Origin of the sequence: Micromonospora sp. NPDC049051 (assembly GCF_043197575.1) — a bacterium.
In the GTDB taxonomy this organism is placed as follows: Bacteria; Actinomycetota; Actinomycetes; order Mycobacteriales; family Micromonosporaceae; genus Micromonospora.
The window spans coordinates 57777-73098 of the sequence record NZ_JBICTL010000011.1 but is presented as its reverse complement, the minus strand read 5'-3'; the positions used below and the strand labels follow the sequence as shown (position 1 = coordinate 73098).

The following is a 15322-nucleotide window of genomic DNA, read 5'->3' as shown; positions in this document are numbered from 1 at the left end:
TGCTGGTCACCGTGGTACCCCGTACCGGCGAGCGGTAAGCCTCAGACCGGCGGGGCGACGGGGTTGGGCAACGCGCCGCCGAAGCGCCGGTCGCGCTGCGCGTACAGCTCGCAGGCGTACCAGAGGTGGCGGCGGTCGAAGTCGGGCCAGAGCGTGTCCAGGAAGATCAGCTCGGCGTACGCGGTCTGCCAGAGCAGGAAGTTCGAGATCCGTTCCTCGCCGGACGGGCGCAGGAACAGGTCCACCTCCGGGATCTCCGGGTGGTAGAGGTACTTCGCGACGGTCTTCTCGTTGACCTTCTCCGGGTCCAGCCGGCCCGCCGCGACGTCGCGGGCGATCGCGGCGGCGGCGTCGGCGATCTCGGCCTGGCCGCCGTAGTTGACGCAGAACTGGAGGGTCAGCGTCGAGTTGTCCCGGGACATCTCCTCGGCCGTCTGCAACTCGGAGATGACGCTCTTCCACAGCCGCCCGGCCCGACCGGACCAGACCACCCGCACCCCCAGGTCGACCAGCTGGTCGCGGCGGCGGCGGATGACGTCGCGGTTGAAGCCCATCAGGAACCGGACCTCCTCCGGCGAGCGCCGCCAGTTCTCCGTGGAGAAGGCGTACGCCGAGAGGTAGGGGATGCCCATCTCGATGGCGCCCTCGACCGTGTCGAAGAGGGAGAACTCCCCCGCCTCGTGGCCCTTGGTGCGGGGCAGCCCGCGATCCTTGGCCCACCGGCCGTTGCCGTCCATGACCACGGCGACGTGCTTGGGCACCGCGTCGGCGGGCAGCGCCGGCGGTCGGGCGCCCGACGGGTGCGGTGTCGGCGGCACCGGCTCACGACGCCCGGCCCTCAACGATCGGATCACTCAGTTCCCCCTGTTCACACCGTCTGCACCGGAGCCGACGCCGGGCGGCGGCGGGACCGGACCGGCCGCCGGGGCGCCCCGGTCGACCAGCGGCAGCGAGCGTAGCGCGCGCTCCAGGTGCCACTGCAGGTGCGCCGCGACCAGCCCGCTGCACTCCCGGCGTACGCCTGCCTCGGTGGCGTCGGCGACCCGCCAGTCGCCGGTGGTCAGCGCGGACATCAGGTCGACGGTGGCCGGGGCGGGATGGGCCGCGCCGGGCGGCCGGCAGTCCGGGCAGACCGCGCCCCCGGCCGGTACGGAGAACGCCCGGTGCCGGCCCGGCGTGCCGCAGACGGCGCAGGCGGTCAGCGCCGGCGCCCAGCCGGCGAGCGCCATGCCCCGCAGCAGGTACGCGTCGAGCACCAGGGTCGTGGCGTGGCTGCCCTCGGCGAGCGCCCGCAGCGCGCCCAGGGTGAGCTGGAACAGCCGCAGCGACGGCTCCCGTTCGACGGGGGTGAGCCGTTCGGCGGTCTCGGCGATCGCGCTGGCGGCCGTGTAGCGGGAGTAGTCGCCGAGGAACCGCTTGCCGTAGAGGTCGATGCCCTCGACCTGGCTGACGGTGTGCAGCGAGCTGCCGTGGTTGCCCTTCGGGTCGCCGGCGAGCTGGAGGTCGACGTGACCGAACGGCTCCAGCCGGGCGCCGAACTTGCTGCTGGTGCGGCGGATCCCCCGGGCCACCGCGCGCAGCCGGCCGTGCCGGCGGGTGAGCAGGGTGATGATCCGGTCGGACTCGCCGAGCTTCTGCACGCGCAGGACCACCGCGTCGTCGCGGTAGAGCTGTCGGCGGTACCCGGCCATCGGACCATTCTCTCTCGGGGTGCGGAATCAGGGTCAGCTCGGGGTGTCGGCGCGGCGAACCCCGATGCGCGCGGCGCGGCCCGCCTCGTAGCGTGCTTCCCATGGCTCTGCACCGCACCGCCGCAGCGCTCGCCGCGGCCACCGCCCTGATCGTCTCCGCCGGGTGCGACAACCTGTCCTTCCGCCGGCTCGACTACGACAACACCGAGGCGGTCCGGATCAGCAGCATCCGGGTGCTGCCGGGGACCGGCGACGTGACCGTCCGCGCCACCGGCGCGCAGGACGAGGTGCGGATCAAGCGGGTCGTGCGCTACCAGGGCGGCCAGCCCGACGCGACGTACGAGATCAAGGGCACCGAGCTGGTGCTCGACACCGACTGCGGCTCCCGGTGCAGCGTCTCCTACGAGGTCACCGCCCCGGACGGGGTGAGCGTGAAGGGCGAGACGGGCTCCGGTGACGTCGACCTGAGCAGGGTGGGCCCGGTCGAGATGCGGCTCGGCTCGGGCAACATCCGGGTGACCTCCTCGACCGGCCCCGTACGCGCCGAGACCGGCTCGGGCAACGTCCAGGTGTCCGGCGCCGGCGGCCCCGTACGCGCGGAGACCGGTTCCGGCAACGTCGAGGTCAACGAACTCTCGGCCGCGGCCACGCTACGCACCTCGTCCGGCGACATCACGGGGCACCGCCTCGACGGTGGGGTGGACGCGGAGACGGGCTCCGGAGACATCACCATCGACCTCACGACGCCCGCCTCGGCGCGGGTGCACGCCTCCAGCGGGAGCGTCGAGCTGGTCGTGCCGACGGGCCGCTACCGGGTGCGCTCCAGCACCGACGGCGGTGACGCCGAACTGGGCGTCACCGACGACCCGTCCGCCGCGCTGCTGCTCGACCTCTCCACCGGCAGCGGCGACATCACGGTCACCCAGCGTTGATCTCGACGGTCTCCGGTTCCCGGGCGGACCGGGGCGACGGCACGGGCGCCCGCCCGGTGACCGGGGCGTCGCCGCTGCCGGTGTCGCCCGCGTGGACAGGGGCGGGGCGGGCGCGGGCGCGGGCACGGTCGGGGGCGGGGCGGGCGCGGCCGGGGAGCAGTTCCGGCGGCCTGTGGGCCGCCACGTCCTCCACCCAGCCGACCATGGCGGTCACCGCCGCGACCAGCGCGAAGACCAGCACCACCCGGATCGCCAGGCCGACCGGGTCCTGGTGCGACCAGCCCACCACGTCGACCAACGGCGTGAGCACCACCACGAAGGGCATGTGCCACAGGTAGACGGTGAGCGCCCGCCGGTTGAACACGGTCACCACGCGGCTGAACGCGGCGTTGCGGTCGACCCAGGCCGCGCTGGCCGGCCCCCGACCGAGCAGCACGAGGACGAAGGCCGCCGACCAGAGGGCGTTGCCGAGGGGGTTGTCGTTCAGGTCGTACCCGCGCGGCCCGGGGTGGGTGAAGATCCAGGCGGCGCCGGCGGCGGCGAGGGCCAGCACGACCGGCACCAGCACCCGGTTGGCCATGCGGCGCAGCATGCCGGCCTGGTGGGCGAAGCCGAGCAGCCAGGCCCCGAAGTAGAGCCCGAACTGGTGCAGGGCCACCGGCAGCGCCGGGAGCAGGCCCAGTTCGGCCGCCACGAGCAGCGCGTACGGGGCGATCAGGGTGGGCACCGGGGCGCGCCGGAACAGCCAGAGGGCCACCGGCGAGGCGAGCACGAACCAGAGGTAGTCACGCAGGTACCAGATCACGCTGAGCGCGATCGCCCCCCAGCCGTTGGCCGGCGGATCGGCGATGGGGAAGAGCCAGAGCAGCACCTTGGGGGTCAACGGCAACCCGGTGAGCAGCATGGCGGGCACGAACACGGCGGCGAGCACCCAGAGCGACGGCAGCAGGCGCCGTAACCGGCGTACGACCGCACCCGGCCCCCATCTGTGCAGCGAGGCCGCCATCAGCGAACCGGCGAGCGCGAACATCACCGACATCGCCGGGAAGACGAGGGTCAGCGTTGCCCAACCGGTGACGTGGTAGACGACGACTCGAACGATGGCCAGGAAGCGGAGCAGGTCCAGGTATCGGTTTCGCATCAGCCTGCATCTATGTCCGGGGATACGGGGGTGCTGTCCTACCCCTACCCTCCGGGCCGCGTACGGCAAACAAAAGGGAACCCGCCAGAAGGTGACATCTCCCATATTCCTGACCGTTACCGATCAGGCGGCATGCGACGGGTCAAAGGGGGCGGCCACGCGCCGGACGGACACCGGCGCCGGGACCCGTCAGCCCCGGCGCCGGCGTCAGAACCCCAGCTTGCGCAGCTGTTTCGGGTCCCGCTGCCAGTCCTTCGCCACCCGCACGTGCAGGTCGAGGTAGACCCGGGTGCCGAGCAGCTCCTCGATCTGCCGGCGGGCCGTGGTGCCGACGTGCTTGAGCCGGCTGGCCCGGTGGCCGATCACGATCGCCTTCTGGCTCGGCCGCTCGACGTAGACATCGGCGTAGATCCTCATGAGCTGCCCCTCGGGGACCATCTCCTCGACGACCACCGCGATGGAGTGCGGCAGCTCGTCGCGGACACCCTCCAGGGCGGCCTCCCGGATCAGCTCGGCGACCAGCACCTGCTCCGGGTCGTCGGTGAGCATGTCGTCCGGATAGAGCTGCGGCGACTCGGGCAGGTAACCGGTCATCACGTCGACCAGCGTGTCCACCTGGTGCCCGGAGACGGCACTGACCGGCACCACCTCGGCGAACTCGCCCAGCTCGCTGACCGCGAGCAGTTGCTCGGCCAGCCGCTTGCGGTCCACCAGGTCGGTCTTCGTGACCACCGCCAGGACGGTGGCCTTCAGCTCGGCCAGCTCGCCGGTGATGAACCGGTCGCCCCGCCCGATCGGCTCGTCCGCCGGGATGCAGAGGCCGATCACGTCGACCTCGCTCCAGGTCTGCCGGACCAGGTCGTTGAGGCGCTCGCCGAGCAGGGTGCGGGGCCGGTGCAGGCCAGGGGTGTCGACCAGCACGAGCTGGGACTCCGGGCGGTGCAGGACGGCCCGGATGATGTGCCGGGTCGTCTGCGGCTTGTTCGAGGTGATGGCGATCTTCTGCCCGACGATCGCGTTGGTCAGCGTCGACTTGCCGGCGTTCGGCCGGCCGACGAAACAGGCGAACCCGGCCCGGTAGGGACGCGGCTGGAGATCACTCACGCCGCCGCCCCGCTCCACGTGGCCCGAGGTGCCACGAGGCCCCGCCCGCTCACTCGACCACCGTGCCCAGGACGGTCCCGTCCGGGGCGGCTACGTGGACCGGCGCGTCCGCGGCGAGGTCGCGTACCGCCGCGTGCCCGGCGCCGTCCAGCGTCGACGCCTCGGTGACCACCACGGCCGCCTCCAGCCGGGTCGCGCCGGCCGCCACCGCCGAGGCCACCGCGAGCTGGAGCGCGGTGATCGTCAGCGAGGGCAGCGAGACGCTGGCCGCGGCGTACGTCCGGCCGTCCTGGTCGCGGACCGCCGCGCCCTCCACGGCGCCCACCCGGCCACGCGCGCCCCGCGCCAGGACGACCAGCTTGCCGTCCTCGGCGCTCAGCTCGACCGGGTCGGACGGGGTGGGCCGGGCGGCCGGTACGGCGGGTGACTCAGGCATCGGCGGGTTGCCTCTCCTCGGATCGGTTCGTGTCGTCCCGGGGTTCGGCGGACTCGCCACGGCCCGGGCCGTTGTGTGTGTCGGTCGACTCCGCCCGGCTCACCAGCACGGTGTCGATCCGGTTGCGTCGGCCGGTGGTCCCCTCGGCGATCAGTCGGAGCCCGGCGACCTCGACCTGCGCCCCGGGGATCGGGACCCGGCCCAGGGACTGGGCGAGCAGGCCGCCGACGGTCTCCACCTCGTCGGTGGGGAGCTCGGTGTCGAACAACTCGCCCAGGTCCTCCACCGGAAGCCGCGCGGTGACCCGCACCGCCCCGTCGTCGAGGTGCTCGACCGGCGGGCGCTCGACATCGTACTCGTCGGTGATCTCCCCGACGATCTCCTCCAGGATGTCCTCGATGGTGACCAGCCCGCCGGTGCCGCCGTACTCGTCGACGACGATGACCAGGTGGTTGCGGGCGGCCTGCATCTCCGAGAGCAGGTCGTCGACCGGCTTCGACTCGGGCACGAAGGTCGCGGGGCGCATCAGCTCCGCGACCGGAAGCTGCCGGTCCTCCGCCGCGCCGCCCTGCGTACGCCGGATCAGGTCCTTGAGGTAGAGCACGCCGAGCACGTCGTCGACGCTCTCGCCGATGACCGGGATCCGCGAGAAGCCGGAGCGCAGGAAGAGCGCCAGCGCCTGGGAGAGCGTCTTGCGCTCCTCGATCCACACCATCTCGGTACGCGGCACCATCACCTCGCGCGCGATGGTGTCGCCGAGCGCGAAGACCGAGTGGATCATCTGCCGCTCGCCGTGCTCCACGACACCGCGCTGCTCGGCCAGGTCGACCAGCTCGCGCAGCTCCACCTGGGTGGCGAACGGCCCCTCCCGGAAGCCCCGGCCCGGCGTGACCGCGTTGCCGATCAGGATCAGCAGCGAGGCGAGCGGATTGAGCGCCCGGCCCAGCCAGCGCACCAGCGGGGCGACCGAACGCCCGACCACGTACGCGTGCTGCCGGCCGATGGTCCGGGGGCCGACGCCGACCACCACGAAGCTGATCACGGTCATCGCGCCGGCGGTGACCAGCGCCGCACGCCAGCCCGCGCCGAAGGTGTCCACCGCGACCAGCGCCACCAGGGTGGTGGCGGTCAGCTCGGCGAGCAGCCGCAGCAGCAGGAGCAGGTTGAGGTGGCGGACCACGTCCCCGGCGACGGCCTGGAGCGTGCGCGCGCCCCGCGCGCCGTCGCGGGCCAGCTCGGCGGCGCGGGCGGGCGAGACCGCGGCGAGCGCCGCCTCGGTCATGGCGATCAGGCCGGCCAGCACCACGAGGCCGGCGGCGAAGACCAGCAGTTGCAGGTCGGGCAGGCCGGTCGCGCCGGCCGCCAGTGTCGGGGTGGTCATCACCGGGACCGCGTCGACCGCCAGCTGGCCAGCAGCCGAGCCTGGAGGGCGAACATCTCCCGCTCCTCCTCCGGCTCGGCGTGGTCGTAGCCGAGCAGGTGCAGCACGCCGTGCACGGTGAGCAGGTGCAGCTCGTCGGCGGAGGTGTGGCCGGCGGTGGCCGCCTGCTTGGCCGCCACCTCCGGGCAGAGCACGATGTCGCCGAGCAGCGCGGGCTCGCCGCCGGCGGTGGACGTCTCGCCGGGCCCGTGGTCGACGCTGCCCTCGTCCATGGGGAAGGCGAGCACGTCGGTCGGGCCGTCGCCGCCCATCCACCGGTGGTTGAGCTCGGTCATGTAGTCGATGTCGACCAGCAGCACGGACAACTCGGCGAGGGGGTTGACCCCCATCTCGTCGAGGGCGTGCCGGGCGACGGCGAGCACGGCGTCGGTGTCGACCTCGACACCCGACTCGTTGGCGATCTCGATGGACAACTGTCTTCCCTCGGTCTTAGCGGCGCCGGCCGGCCCGGCCGCCCTGGGCGGAGCGCCCCGGCACGGCGTGCACGCTCTGCGCCTGCTGGTTCTCCCGCTCGTCCCAGCGGGCGTAGGCGTCGACGATCTCCCCGACCAGCCGGTGGCGGACCACGTCGGAGCTGGAGAGCTGGGCGAAGTGCACGTCCTCGACGTTCGCCAGGATCTCCCGGACCACCCGCAGGCCACTGGTCGTGCCGCCGGGAAGGTCGACCTGGGTGACGTCACCGGTGACCACGATCTTGGAACCGAAGCCGAGCCGGGTGAGGAACATCTTCATCTGCTCGGGCGTCGTGTTCTGCGCCTCGTCGAGGATGATGAACGCGTCGTTCAAGGTCCTGCCCCGCATGTATGCCAGCGGCGCGACCTCGATCGTGCCCGCCGCCATCAGCTTGGGGATGGTGTCGGGGTCGAGCATGTCGTGCAGCGCGTCGTAGAGCGGGCGCAGGTAGGGGTCGATCTTCTCGTTGAGCGTGCCGGGCAGGAAACCCAGCCGCTCCCCCGCCTCGACCGCCGGCCGGGTCAGGATGATCCGGTTGACCTGCTTGGCCTGCAACGCCTGGACGGCCTTCGCCATGGCCAGGTAGGTCTTGCCGGTGCCGGCGGGGCCGATGCCGAAGACGATCGTGTGCGCGTCGATCGCGTCGACGTAGCGCTTCTGCCCCAACGTCTTGGGACGGATGGTGCGACCGCGCCGCGAGAGGATGTTGAGCGTCAGGACCTCGGCGGGTCGCTCGGCGCCGCCCTGCTCGAGCATGCCGACGGTACGCCGGACGGCGTCAGTGGTCAGGGTCTCGCCTTTCTCGATGAGTTCGAGCAGCTCGCTGAAGATCCGCTCGGCGAGGGCGTTGTCGGCGGGGGCGCCGGTGATGGTGATCTCGTTGCCCCGGACGTGCACGTCGCTGTTCACGGAGCGCTCGACCAGCCGCAGGATCTCGTCACCCGCGCCGAGCAGGTTGACCATGATCTTGGAATCCGGGACGGTGATCCTGGTCTGCACGCCGGGCTGGCCAGGAGGTGGGGTGCCGGTCATAGGTCGGGCCGAGGGGCCCTGCGCCACCTGCTCTCGATCTCGGCACCGGCCTGCTGGCGCGGCGCGCTGACGTTACTGCCATCTTATCTTTCCAAAAGCGGTGGCACCCTGCCCATTTCAGCGTCAGGCGCCGGATCGGAAGTCGTACCGCTCGAAGGTCTCCTGGTGGCGGGTGAACCGGTAGGTCGCCCAGTGCATCCGTACCACCGTGCCCTGCTCGTCCCGGGTCAGCCGGAGCAGTTCGCCGGCCTCCCGGCCGGAGACGGTACGGAACACGTCCGGCCGCTCCGGCAGCGGGACGAACACCGAGGGCGGCCGGCCCGCCGGATCGTCGGCGCCCCGCGCCCGCAGCTCGCCGTCGTGCCAGGAGAAGACGTACTCGAAGCCCTCCCCCCACCAGCGGCCGAGCAGCCCGCGTACGCCCTCGGGGGCGGGCGGGCCCGGCCGCCACGGCGTGATGTCGGCCGGGTCGTGCTCGACGGCGGCGGCCAGCAGCCGGTGCGGCAGTTCGAGGACCTCGCCGGCGGTGCCGGAGGAGCCGAGCACCGCGACCCCCATCGCGCCGGGGGTGCCCTCCCCGCCCCGCCGGCCGTAGACGCCGGCCAGGAAGCCGGGCATCGCGCCGTCGTGGCCGACATGCATGATCCGCTCACCCTGCGGCACCAGGATCAGCCCCAGCCCGAACCCTCCGGCCCAGAGCGTCTCGTCGGTGACCGTCGCCGGCCAGCGCATCTCGTCGAGCGTCGCCGGGGCGAGTACGGCACCGGCCGGGTCCAGCGCCGCCGGATCGGCGAGGAAGGCCGCCCAGCGGGCCATGTCGGAGGCGGTGCTCCAGAGCTGCGCCGCCGGGCCGACCGCCCCGAAGTCGGTCGGCGGCTCGGGGCGCGCCTCGTCGGAGTAGGCGTCCACCAGGAAGCCCGTCGCGGCGTGCGGCCCGGGCACCGCCGAGGTCGCGGCCAGCCCCAGCGGGGTGAGCACCCGCTCGCCGAGCACGTCCGCCCAGGTGCCGCCCCGCAGGTGACCGACGAGCCGGCCGAGCAGCGCCATGCCCAGGTTCGAGTAGTGGTAGCGGCGGCCCGGGGGCAGCACCCGCTCGGCCCGGGCCAGGTCGGCGACCAGCCCGTCGATGTCCGGCGCGCGCAGGGTGTCCCAGATGTCGCCGTACGGTTCCCGTTGCAGGCCGGCGGTGTGCGACAGCAGCCGGCGCACCGTCAGTTCGCCGTGGGCCGGCAGGTCCAGGTGCCGGCCCAGCGGGTCGTCGAGGTCGAGCAGGCCGTCATCACGGCACTGGAGCGTCAACACGGCCGTGAACGTCTTCGTGACCGAGCCGATCCGGAAGCGGGTGCCCGGCCCCAGCTCGGTGTCGTTGCCGGTGCCGCCGACGGCGCACGTCCAGAGCGGCCGGTCCGCCCGGTGCAGGGCCGCCGACACCGCCGGCACCCGGGCCTGCGCCTGGACCGTACGGACCATCCGCGACAGCCGGTCGGCGACCACCGTCACGCGAGGTTCCGGGCCAGCATCGGGCCCAGCGGCGCCCCGCCGAGCACGTGCGCGTGCGCGTGGAAGACCTCCTGGCCGCCGTACGCGCCGGTGTTGAACATCAGCCGGAAGCCGTCACCGAGCAGCCCCTCGTCCTCGGCCACGGCGGCGGCGGTGGCGAGCACCTCCCCGGCCAGCCCCGGATCGCCCTGGCCGAGCGTCGCCACGTCGGCGTAGTGCTCCTTCGGGATGACCAGGACGTGCACGGGCGCCTTCGGGTCGATGTCGCGGAAGGCGAGCGTGGTGGCGGTTTCCCGGACGATCGTGGCCGGGATCTCCCCGGCGACGATGCGGCAGAAGAGGCAGTCGGTTCCCATCGGGGCAGTGTAAGGAAGGGCCCCCTGTCGACGCCTCCGGCGGAGGGCGGTTCCTTGCTGACGACGGACAGGCCGGCGCGCCCGCGCGGAACCGGCGCACGCCGGACAGGCCGGGCTCGGGCCGGGGCGGGGGCCGGCACGCGGCGGACAGGCCGGCGCACGAGGCGGGGCCGACGCACGAGGCGGGGGCCGACGCACGAGGCGGGGGCCGGCCAGGCATGATGGCCGGCGTGACTTCACGGGCGGTACTGGTGACGGGGGCCTCGCGCGGCATCGGGCGGGCGGTGGCGACCGCGTTCGCGGCCGGCGGCGACCGGGTGGCGATCCACCACCGGGACTCCGCGGAACTGGCCGAGGGGCTGCGCGCCGAACTGCCCGGTGAGGGACACGTGGTGGTCCGCGCCGACCTGACCGACCCGGAGGCCGTACGGGCCATGGTGGACGAGGCGGCCGACCTGCTCGGCGGGCTGGACGTGCTGGTCAACAACGCCGGCGTGTACGGCGAACGGGATGCCCCGCACCCGGTCTTCGGCGCTTCCTACGAGCAGTGGCGCGCGCAGTGGCGGCAGGTGCTGGAGACCAACCTGACCGGCGCCGGCAACGTCATCTGGTGCGCCGCGCAGCACATGCGCGCGCGGGGCGGGCGGATCGTCAACGTCTCCTCCCGGGGAGCCTTCCGGGGCGAGCCGGAGCAGCCGGCGTACGGGGCGAGCAAGGCGGGGCTGAACGCGCTGGGGCAGTCGCTCGCGGTGGCCCTCGCTCCGTACGGCATCACGATCGCGACGGTCGCGCCGGGCTTCGTGGAGACCGACATGACGACCGAACACCTGAGCGGAGAACGAGGTGCCGCGATCCGGGCGCAGAGCCCGTTCAACCGGGTGGCCCGCCCAGAGGAGATCGCCGCCGCCGTGCACTGGCTCGCCTCCCCGCAGGCGGAGTGGGCCTCCGGCACCATCGTCGACCTCAACGGCGCCTCCTACCTCCGCAGCTGACAGCCCTCACCCCACCCCACCCCCGCCGGCCTTCCCTGCCCTGTCCCCCGCGATCATGCAGTTGTGGTGCCCGAAAAAAAGGCCGAAAAGGGGTTTCCTGCCCACCAGAACTGCATGATCGACGCGGCGGGCGGCGGCGCGAGGCCCGCTGACAGGGGGCGCGGGCAGCCCGGACGGAGGCGCGCGGACGGGGCGGGCGGCGCGGGGGCTACCAGTGGTTCAGGCGGGTGGCGAGGACCGTTAGGGCCGCCACGCCGGCGGTGGAGGTGCGTAGCACCGAGGGGCCCAGGCGGACCGGGCGGGCGCCGGCGGCGCGGAACGCGTCCAGCTCCGCGTCGGCGATGCCGCCCTCCGGGCCGACGACCAGCACGATCTCCCCGGCGGTGGGCAGCTCGACGCTCGTCAGCCGCTCCTGCGCCTCCTCGTGCAGCACGAACGCGGCGGCGGCGCCCGAGATGCGGCGGGCCACCCGGGTCGTCGACTCGTCCGGCGTCCCGGCGACCACGGGCAGCCAGGCACGGCGGGCCTGCTTGGCCGCCTCCCGGGCGGTCGCCGCCCACTTCTCCCGCGCCCGTACGCCCCGGTCGCCGCGCCACTGGGTCACCGAACGGGCGGCCGCCCAGGGCACGATCTCGTCCACGCCGACCTCGGTCATCGCCTGCACGGCCAGCTCGCCCCGGTCGCCCTTGGCGATGCCCTGCACCACCACCAGGCGCGGGACGGACGCGTCGACGTACCCCCGCGAGGTGATCTCGACATCGAGGGTGCCCCGGCCGACGGCGGTGACCACCGCGGCGGCCGTGCCGCCCCGGCCGTCGGCGAGCAGCAGCCGCTCGCCGACGCGCAGCCGTTGCACGGTGGCGGCGTGGTGCCCCTCGGGACCGTCGAGGGTCAGCCGGTCGTCGGTGGGCAGCGGGTCGACCAGGAACAGCGGCGCGGACACGACGATCAGGCTAGCCGCCCCGGCGGGCGCCGGGGCGGTGAGCCCGGGAGGGGCCGACAGGCAGGCGAGCCGCCAGGTGCGAGCAGGCGGGCGCTGGCACAGGCGGGCGGGCCGTCCCGGTGAACGGGCAGGCCGGCACGGTGAACGGGCGGGCCGCCGCGACTGTGGGCGGCGACCCGAACTCCGTCAGGCGTGGCCGTTGAAGGCGTCGCGCATCCGGGAGAAGAAGCCGCCCTGCTTGGTCAGCTCGGCCACCTCTTCGCCCCGGGTCTTGGCGAAGTCGCGCAGCATCCGCTCCTGGTCGGCGTCGAGCTTGGTGGGGGTGCGCACGTCGAGGTGGACGTAGAGGTCGCCCCGGCCGGTGCCGCGCAGGTGCGGCACACCCCGGGCGCGCAGCCGCAGCGTGCTGCCCGGCTGGGTGCCGGCCTTGACGTCGACCGTCTCCTCGCTGTCCAGCGTCTTGATGGTGAGCCGGGTGCCGAGCGCCGCCGCCGTCATCGGCACGGTGACGCGGCAGTGCAGGTCGTCGCCCTTGCGGGAGTAGACGTCGTGCGGCCGCTCGTGGATCTCCACGTAGAGGTCGCCGGCCGTGCCGCCGCCGGGACCGACCTCGCCCTGCTGGGCGAGCCGGATGCGCATCCCGTCCTCGACACCGGCCGGGATCTTGACGGTCAGCGAACGCCGGGTGCGGACGCGGCCGTCCCCGGCACAGGTCGGGCACGGGTGCGGGATGGTGGTGCCGTAGCCCTGGCAGACCGTGCACGGCCGGGCGGAGACCACCTGACCGAGGAAGGTGCGCTGCACGGACTGCACCTCGCCCCGGCCGGCGCACGCCTCGCAGGTGGCCAGGTGGGTGCCGGCCGCCGTGCCGGCGCCGGAGCAGGTGGTGCAGAGCACGGCGGTGTCGACGGTGATCGGTGCCTCGACGCCGAACGCGGTCTCGTGCAGGTCCAGTTCCAGCCGCAGGATCGCGTCGGCGCCGGGCCGGGTCCGGGGCCGGGGGCCACGCGAGCCGCCGGCCGCGCCGCCGAAGAACGCGTCCATGATGTCCTGGAAGCCGACGAACGGCCCCGCGCCGCCCGGGCCGCCGGGGCCGCCCGCGCCCCCGCCGCCGGGGGCGAGCGGGTCGCCGCCCAGGTCGACGATCTGCCGTTTCCGGTCGTCCGAGAGGACCTCGTACGCGGCGTTGATGTCCTTGAACTTCTCCTGTGCCTCCGGATCCGGATTCACGTCCGGGTGGAACTGTCGCGCCAACTTGCGGTAGGCGCGCTTGATCTCGTCGTCGGAGGCTTCCCGGCTCACGCCGAGAATGCCGTAGTAGTCCCTGGCCACTGCGTTCCGTGTCCTCATGTTCGTCTCGCGTTGCGCCGGTCGGCGGCCGGAGCCGGCCGTCGGCCCTGACTGGTCAGTTCTGGGCCAGCAGCTCGCCCACGTAGCGTGCCACGGCCCGCACCGTGGCGATGGTGCCGGGGTAGTCCATCCGGGTCGGCCCGAGCACGCCGAGGCCGCCGACGCTGGTCGTACCCGGCCCGTAGCCGGTGCTGACCACCGAGGCGGCGCGCAGGTTGTCGACCTCGTTCTCGTCACCGATGAGCACCCGGGTCGTGCTCGGCTCGGCCTCGCCGATGAGCTTGAGCATGACGACCTCCTCCTCCAGCGCCTCCAGGATGGGGCGCAGGGAGCCCTGGAAGTCGAGCAGCCCGCCTCGGGTCAGGTTGGCCGTGCCGGCCAGCGCGATCCGCTCCTCGTGCCGCTCGATCAACGTCTCGAGCAGCACGCTGGAGAGGGTGGTCATGGCCGGCCGCAGGTGCGGCGTCGACTCCTCGACCAGCGCCTGCACCAGCGGCGGGGTCTCCGACAGCCGGGTGCCGACCAGCTTCTCGTTGACCAGCCGGCGCAGGTCCGTGACGTCGTCGGGCGGGATCGGCGCGGGCAGCTCGACCAGCCGCTGCTCGACCCGGCCGGTGTCGGCGATCATGACCAGCATCAGCCGGGTGGTGGAGATCGGCACCAGTTCCAGGTGACGCACCGAGGAGCGGGCCAGGCTCGGGTACTGCACGACGGCGACCTGCCGGGTGAGTTGCGCCAGCAGCCGGACGGTGCGGTGCACCACGTCGTCGAGGTCGACGGCGCCAACCAGGAAGCGCTCGATCGCCCGGCGCTCGGCCGGACTGAGCGGCTTCACCCGGGACAGCCGGTCCACGAAGAGCCGGTAGCCCCGGTCGGTGGGCACCCGGCCGGCGCTGGTGTGCGGCTGGCGGATGTAGCCCTCCTCCTCCAGCACGGCCATGTCGTTGCGGACGGTCGCCGGCGAGACGCCCAGCTGGTGTCGCTCGACCAGCGCCCTGCTGCCGACGGGCTCCTGCGTGGCGACGTAGTCCTCGACGATCGCGCGCAGCACGGCGAGCTTGCGGTCGTCGAGACCCATCCTCCCCACCTCCTGTCGCTCGTCGGCCCCCGCAGGCGGGGGCCGGGCGGGCTGCTGGCACTCGACTGTAGCGAGTGCCAGTCTACGTCGGCGGGGCCGCCCGCGCGATGATCGACCTGGGGCGACCAGTCCGATCAGCGACCGTGGGTCCGGCCGCCAGTGGTCGGGAACCCGGTCTTTCGGACATGTCGACGACGTCAGGCTGGTGCCGAGTTGCCGGCTGCCCCTACCGTGACCTCCATGACCGAACCACCTCGCCCTCCCGGAGCAGGGGATCCTGGCCTTCCGCCGGACCCGACCGCCCCGTCCGGGTTTCCCGGCCCCTCCGGCTTCGCCGAACCCACCGCACCACTGTCCGGGGCCCCCGGCCCGGGAAGCTATCCCCCGCCCGGTGGCTATCCGCCGCCCACCGGTGACCAGCCGCCGTCGGGCGGTTACCCCCCGCCCGGCGGCTTCCCCCCGCCCGGGGCCGGCTACCCGGGCGCTGGCGGCTACGGCCAGCCGACGGGCGGCTACGCCAACAACGACGACAAGACCTGGGCCCTGATCGCCCACTTCGGCGGCCCGCTCGGCGTGATCGTCGGCGGCGGCCTGCTCGGCTGGGTGGCGCCGCTCATCGCGCTGATGGTCCGGGGGCAGCAGTCGCCGACGGCCCGGGCGCACGCCGTCGCGGCGCTGAACTTCCAGCTCACCTGGGCGATCGTCGGGGTGCTGAGCTGGGTGGTCGCGCTGATCACCTGCGGGGTGCTGTTCTTCGTTCCGATGCTCGTCTGGCTGGTGCCGCTGATCTTCGGCATCATCGGCGGCGTCAAGGCCAACGAGGGCGTGCTCTACCGCTACCCGATGACCTACGCCTTCACCAAGTGACCCGGG

Annotated in this window: 16 protein-coding genes; 3 read left to right on the top strand and 13 right to left on the bottom strand. The window is 73.5% G+C overall.

Going from position 1 to position 15322, the window contains the following annotated elements:
* Window positions 1–41 precede the first annotated feature (41 nt).
* Both ACGFIR_RS29845 and recO read right to left on the bottom strand, forming a co-directional pair.
* Window positions 42–818, bottom strand: a complete 777-nt coding sequence (locus ACGFIR_RS29845) for an isoprenyl transferase (RefSeq protein ID WP_393002865.1) — start codon at window positions 816–818, stop codon at window positions 42–44.
* A gap of 36 nt (window positions 819–854) precedes the next feature.
* Complete coding sequence (recO, locus tag ACGFIR_RS29840; protein ID WP_393001545.1) at window positions 855–1691, bottom strand: DNA repair protein RecO; 837 nt, start codon at window positions 1689–1691, stop codon at window positions 855–857.
* 101 nt (window positions 1692–1792) lie between these two features.
* Here recO and ACGFIR_RS29835 point away from each other — a divergent pair, with 101 nt between their 5' ends.
* Window positions 1793–2623: a DUF4097 domain-containing protein gene (locus ACGFIR_RS29835; protein WP_393148563.1), complete on the top strand. Its 831-nt coding sequence runs from the start codon at window positions 1793–1795 to the stop codon at window positions 2621–2623.
* Here the strand turns inward: ACGFIR_RS29835 and ACGFIR_RS29830 are convergent.
* From ACGFIR_RS29830 to ACGFIR_RS29795, 8 genes are all read right to left on the bottom strand, one after another.
* The gene (locus ACGFIR_RS29830) at window positions 2610–3764 is read right to left on the bottom strand and encodes an acyltransferase (protein ID WP_393148561.1); all 1155 of its coding nucleotides are present in this window, start codon (window positions 3762–3764) and stop codon (window positions 2610–2612) included. The two genes, ACGFIR_RS29835 and ACGFIR_RS29830, sit on opposite strands and share 14 nt — an antisense overlap.
* Before the next feature lie 207 nt (window positions 3765–3971).
* Entirely contained in the window at window positions 3972–4868 is an 897-nt protein-coding gene (gene era / locus ACGFIR_RS29825) for a GTPase Era (RefSeq protein ID WP_393001539.1), read from the bottom strand.
* A 49-nt stretch (window positions 4869–4917) separates the two neighbouring features.
* Entirely contained in the window at window positions 4918–5304 is a 387-nt protein-coding gene (locus ACGFIR_RS29820) for a cytidine deaminase (protein WP_393001537.1), read from the bottom strand.
* Entirely contained in the window at window positions 5297–6709 is a 1413-nt protein-coding gene (locus tag ACGFIR_RS29815; protein ID WP_393002863.1) for a hemolysin family protein, read from the bottom strand. The genes ACGFIR_RS29820 and ACGFIR_RS29815 overlap by 8 nt, the downstream gene beginning before the upstream one ends.
* Window positions 6685–7158 carry an rRNA maturation RNase YbeY gene (ybeY, locus tag ACGFIR_RS29810; RefSeq protein WP_393001536.1) on the bottom strand — a complete coding sequence of 158 codons (474 nt, stop codon included), beginning with the start codon at window positions 7156–7158 and terminating at the stop codon, window positions 6685–6687. Before ybeY ends, ACGFIR_RS29815 begins: the two co-directional genes overlap by 25 nt.
* Before the next feature lie 16 nt (window positions 7159–7174).
* The gene (locus ACGFIR_RS29805) at window positions 7175–8230 is read right to left on the bottom strand and encodes a PhoH family protein (protein WP_393001534.1); all 1056 of its coding nucleotides are present in this window, start codon (window positions 8228–8230) and stop codon (window positions 7175–7177) included.
* A 123-nt stretch (window positions 8231–8353) separates the two neighbouring features.
* Window positions 8354–9730: a serine hydrolase domain-containing protein gene (locus ACGFIR_RS29800; RefSeq protein WP_393148559.1), complete on the bottom strand. Its 1377-nt coding sequence runs from the start codon at window positions 9728–9730 to the stop codon at window positions 8354–8356.
* Entirely contained in the window at window positions 9727–10086 is a 360-nt protein-coding gene (locus tag ACGFIR_RS29795; RefSeq protein ID WP_393001530.1) for a histidine triad nucleotide-binding protein, read from the bottom strand. Before ACGFIR_RS29795 ends, ACGFIR_RS29800 begins: the two co-directional genes overlap by 4 nt.
* 230 nt (window positions 10087–10316) lie before the next feature.
* Here ACGFIR_RS29795 and ACGFIR_RS29790 point away from each other — a divergent pair, with 230 nt between their 5' ends.
* Window positions 10317–11078 carry an SDR family NAD(P)-dependent oxidoreductase gene (locus ACGFIR_RS29790; protein WP_393001528.1) on the top strand — a complete coding sequence of 254 codons (762 nt, stop codon included), beginning with the start codon at window positions 10317–10319 and terminating at the stop codon, window positions 11076–11078.
* A 208-nt stretch (window positions 11079–11286) separates the two neighbouring features.
* Here the strand turns inward: ACGFIR_RS29790 and ACGFIR_RS29785 are convergent, their stop codons facing one another.
* The 3 genes from ACGFIR_RS29785 to hrcA all read right to left on the bottom strand — a co-directional run bounded on the left by ACGFIR_RS29785 (window position 11287) and on the right by hrcA (window position 14449).
* The gene (locus ACGFIR_RS29785; protein WP_393001526.1) at window positions 11287–12021 is read right to left on the bottom strand and encodes a 16S rRNA (uracil(1498)-N(3))-methyltransferase; all 735 of its coding nucleotides are present in this window, start codon (window positions 12019–12021) and stop codon (window positions 11287–11289) included.
* A gap of 186 nt (window positions 12022–12207) precedes the next feature.
* Window positions 12208–13353, bottom strand: coding sequence for a molecular chaperone DnaJ (dnaJ, locus tag ACGFIR_RS29780; protein ID WP_393002861.1), 1146 nt, complete (start codon window positions 13351–13353; stop codon window positions 12208–12210).
* Between the two features lie 73 nt (window positions 13354–13426).
* A complete protein-coding gene (gene hrcA / locus ACGFIR_RS29775) occupies window positions 13427–14449 on the bottom strand; it encodes a heat-inducible transcriptional repressor HrcA (protein ID WP_393001524.1) in 1023 nt (340 codons plus the stop codon).
* 240 nt (window positions 14450–14689) lie between these two features.
* Here hrcA and ACGFIR_RS29770 point away from each other — a divergent pair, with 240 nt between their 5' ends.
* On the top strand, window positions 14690–15316 hold the full coding sequence (locus tag ACGFIR_RS29770; RefSeq protein ID WP_393148557.1) for a DUF4870 domain-containing protein: 627 nt from the start codon (window positions 14690–14692) through the stop codon (window positions 15314–15316).
* Window positions 15317–15322: the final 6 nt, after the last annotated feature.